The organism is Catenovulum agarivorans YM01, assembly GCF_000281085.1.
Lineage (GTDB): Bacteria > Pseudomonadota > Gammaproteobacteria > Enterobacterales > Alteromonadaceae > Catenovulum > Catenovulum agarivorans.
In genome coordinates this window covers 1-2,081 of the sequence record NZ_AJWM01000118.1, presented here as the reverse complement: position 1 = coordinate 2,081, position 2,081 = coordinate 1, and the positions used below count along the sequence as shown (strand labels likewise).

1 protein-coding gene is annotated in these 2,081 nt (G+C 43.1%); it reads left to right on the top strand.

Translation table 11 applies throughout. The features are described 5' to 3' along the window. Nucleotides 1–734 precede the first annotated feature (734 nt). Nucleotides 735–2,003 carry a group II intron reverse transcriptase/maturase gene (ltrA, locus tag WSC_RS0102525; protein ID WP_016954335.1) on the top strand — a complete coding sequence of 423 codons (1,269 nt, stop codon included), beginning with the start codon at nucleotides 735–737 and terminating at the stop codon, nucleotides 2,001–2,003. Nucleotides 2,004–2,081 lie beyond the last annotated feature (78 nt).

Below are 2,081 nucleotides of genomic sequence, written 5' to 3'. Positions count from 1 at the left end.
TTTGTTTGCCCAGCGAAGCTGGCAAACCCGTCAGATTGAAAGAAATCTGAATCACCCTGATTGAGGGGAAGATAATCCGAATCGCAAGGGCGTAGTTGGCCAACGACTGGGTCTGAAGGAAGCGATAGGAAGTTAACAGTACACAACGCAAGTGAACCTGATTCGGCGGTTTAGGTGGGTAAGCGTGCAAAATAGCGCAAAGCCCGATACTCAATCAAACCTAAAACGTGTTTGAGGGTGGCATTGTTGACAGGGCGTCAGTGCAGTAACTGGGGAAGCCTGGCATTGTATCCAGTTTTTTTTTACTGGACATCATTACACAAGAGGTAACTTAAGGTAGTGATGAATGTGAGGTGGCAGATGAACCCGTAGTAGTGAATAAACCTAGGCCGATGAAAGCCAGTAATGGTGTGGAGGATAAAACCAAGGTGACCATCAACAAGTTTGATGGCATTTATTGACACCAAAAGTGCAATAAATGGCGAAGGGGGGAAGTATTCTTTAAGCGCATCAACAGCACGATTTTTTTTACAGTGGTTCACAAGTGCCTTGACGAAGGCAGACACCACAAACTGGTGAATTAGGAATAATGTAACTGGTTTACTGGGTCGAGCGAGGAGTATTGGAAAGCGCTCAGGCAGATTGCCAATAAGGCTAGCACACCTGAAGTCACCAAGAAGCGTCAGCACTGTAGAAGACAAAGTGAATGAAGATGCCACAAGCAAAGGCAAAAGATGAAAGTGTACTACAGCTTATATGGTAGGCTACTGAATATAAAAGTGCTGCATAAAGCATTCAAACAAGTGAAAAGAAACAAAGGCGCGGCCGGAATAGATGGGCAGAGCCTGAGTGATTACGCACAAAATTTGGAAGAAAACTTACATCAATTGCTAAGCGAACTGCGAAATAAAACCTACCAACCACAACCCGTTAGACGGGTAGAAATACCCAAAGACGATGGTGGAACAAGGTTATTAGGCATACCCGCGGTTCGAGACCGAATTGTCCAACAAGCAATAAAGGAAATGCTAGAGCCGATATTTGAGCCAGAATTTCATCCATCCAGTTATGGATATAGGCCAAATAGAAGCAGCCATGATGCTATCAACAAAGCAACGTTATTCATAAGAGAATATCGAAGACAATGGGTTGTAGACATGGACTTGTCAAAATGCTTTGACCGACTTGACCATGAATTAATCATAACAAGCGTCAAACGCAGAGTGACAGACAGCAGTATATTGCAGCTAATAAAGCAATTTCTGACAAGTGGCATAATGGAAAATGGCAGTTGGCAGCCAAGTGAAATAGGCAGCCCGCAAGGCGGCGTAATCAGCCCACTATTGGCAAACATCTACCTAGATGCATTTGACCAAGAAATGAAAAAGCGCAATCACAGAATAGTGAGATACGCAGATGACATCTTGATATTATGCAGCAGCAAGGCAGGAGCAGAAAACGCATTAACCAAAGCCACAGATATTCTAGAAAACGCACTGAAACTAACGGTTAACAGAAACAAAACGCATATAGCGCATAGCAGTGAAGGCATTAAGTTTCTGGGAGTAGAAATCGGTAGCCAATTTACACGGATACAAGAAAAGAAACTCCAAGGATTTAAAACCAAGGTGAAAAAGTTGACCAGACGCAATCAAGGTCAAAATTTAACCGCGGTGATAAAACAATTAAATCCGGTCGTTAGAGGATTTGCGAATTATTTTAGAATAGCGAATTGCAGCAGGGAGTTTAAGAAATTAGCAGGTTGGATAAGACGACGATTAAGAGCGATTCAACTTAAACAATGGAAGATGCCAGCCAAACTACACAGAAAGCTCAAACAAAGCGGGTATAAACCACCGTTCAAATTTATCAAGATGAACTCGTGGCGCAACTCGTTGAGTCCACTATCGAGTTTAGCGATGCCAAACCAATGGTTTAAAGAAATGGGATTGTTCGAATTATCCGAAGTGAATATGGGCAAGCTTGTACCGAAAGGTATGTGAAGAATACATGAGCCGTATACGAGATCCGTACGTACGGTTCTGTGAGAGGGATGAGGCGTAAGCCTCACCCTACTTGAT